2 protein-coding genes are annotated in these 1,759 nt (G+C 71.9%); both read left to right on the top strand.

Features of this window, described 5'->3' with window-relative positions; translation table 11 throughout:
- Positions 1 to 109 precede the first annotated feature (109 nt).
- Complete coding sequence (locus tag WDV06_RS36765) at positions 110 to 1,093, top strand: carbohydrate kinase family protein (protein WP_395514145.1); 984 nt, start codon at positions 110 to 112, stop codon at positions 1,091 to 1,093.
- Between the two features lies 1 nt (position 1,094).
- A partial coding sequence (locus WDV06_RS36760) for a homocysteine S-methyltransferase family protein (protein ID WP_395514144.1) occupies positions 1,095 to 1,759 on the top strand: 665 nt, incomplete at its 3' end.

Raw genomic sequence — 1,759 nt, 5'->3', positions numbered from 1 at the left:
ATCTACGCCCAGACCGCCGCCTACGGCCACTTCGGCCGCGAGCTCCCCGACTTCACCTGGGAGCGCACCGACCGCGTGCACGCGCTGCGCAAGGCAGCCGGGGTCTGACATGCGGATCGCTGTCACGGGTTCCATCGCGACCGATCACCTGATGACCTTCCCCGGCCGGTTCGCCGAGCAGCTGCTGGCGGACCGGCTGGACCGGGTCTCCCTGTCGTTCCTCGCCGACCACCTGGACGTGCGGCGGGGCGGAGTGGCGGCGAACATCGCCTTCGGCCTGGGCGTACTGGGCCTGCGCCCCCTGCTGGTGGGCGCGGTGGGAGCGGACTTCGAGCCGTACCGGGTGTGGCTCAAGGACCACGGCGTGGACACCGACTCCGTACGCGTCAGTGACACCCTCCACACGGCCCGCTTCGTCTGCACCACCGACCAGGAGCAGAACCAGATCGCGACCTTCTACGCGGGCGCGATGGCCGAGGCCCGCGAGATCGACCTGCACGAGGTCGTCTCCCGCACCGGCCGCCCCGACCTGGTGCTCGTCTCCCCGGACGACCCCCAGGCCATGCTCCGCCACACCCGCGCCTGCCGCGAACTGGACGTCCCCTTCGCCTCCGACCCCTCCCAGCAGCTCGCCCGGCTCACCCGCGACGAGGCGCTGGAACTGCTCGACGGCGCGACGCGGCTGTTCACCAACGAGTACGAGTCGGCCCTGCTCTGCGAACGCACCGGGCTCACCGAGGAACAGATCCTGGACCGGGTCGGCTCGTGGGTGACCACCCGCGGCGAGGACGGCGTACGGATCCGCACCGCGGGCGGCGAACCGCTGACCGTGCGGGCCGTACCCGTCGCGCGCGTCGTCGACCCGACCGGCGTCGGCGACGCCTTCCGGGCCGGCTTCCTCGCCGCAGCGGCCTGGGGCGTACCCGAGGAGTACGCCGCCCAGCTGGGCTGCGCGGTCGCGGCGACCGTCCTCGACCACACCGGCACCCAGGAGTACCGGCTGACCCGGGAGGCGCTGCTGGCCCGGCTGCGAGCCGCCTACGGGCCGCGGAGCGAAGAGGCCCTGTCCGAACACCTGAGGGGACTGGAATGAGATGAGACGGCCACTGAGGGAGGAGTTCGCGACCCGTGTGGTGGTCGCGGACGGAGCCATGGGCACGATGCTCCAGGCCGCCGACCCCACCATGGACGACTTCCTGGGGCTGGAGGGCTGCAACGAGATCCTCAACACCACCCGCCCCGACATCGTCCGCTCGGTGCACGACGCCTACTTCGCGGTGGGAGTGGACTGCGTCGAGACGAACACCTTCGGCACCAACCTCGCCGCGCTCGCCGAGTACGGGGTCGAAGACCGGATCTACGAGCTCTCCGAGGCCGGCGCCCGCATCGCCCGCGAGTCCGCGGACGCCTTCACGGCGCAGGACGGCCGGCCCCGCTGGGTCCTGGGCTCCATGGGCCCGGGCACCAAGCTCCCCACCCTCGGCCACATCACCTACGACCGCCTCCGCGTGGCCTACCAGGAGAACGCGGAGGGCCTGATCCGCGGCGGCGCGGACGCCCTGCTCGTCGAGACCACCCAGGACCTCCTCCAGACGAAGGCCGCCGTCATCGGCGCCCGGCGCGCCCTCGACTGGTGCGGGATGGGGGACCTTCCCCTGATCGTCCAGGTCACGGTGGAGGCGACCGGCACGATGCTGTTGGGTTCGGAGATCGGGGCGGCACTGACGGCGCTGGAGCCGTTGGGGATCGACATGATCGG

Origin of the sequence: Streptomyces racemochromogenes, assembly GCF_044129415.1 — a bacterium.
Taxonomy (GTDB): Bacteria; Actinomycetota; Actinomycetes; order Streptomycetales; family Streptomycetaceae; genus Streptomyces; species Streptomyces racemochromogenes_A.
Note: the sequence above shows the minus strand (reverse complement) of the source record. Positions and strands in the feature narration are given on the sequence as shown.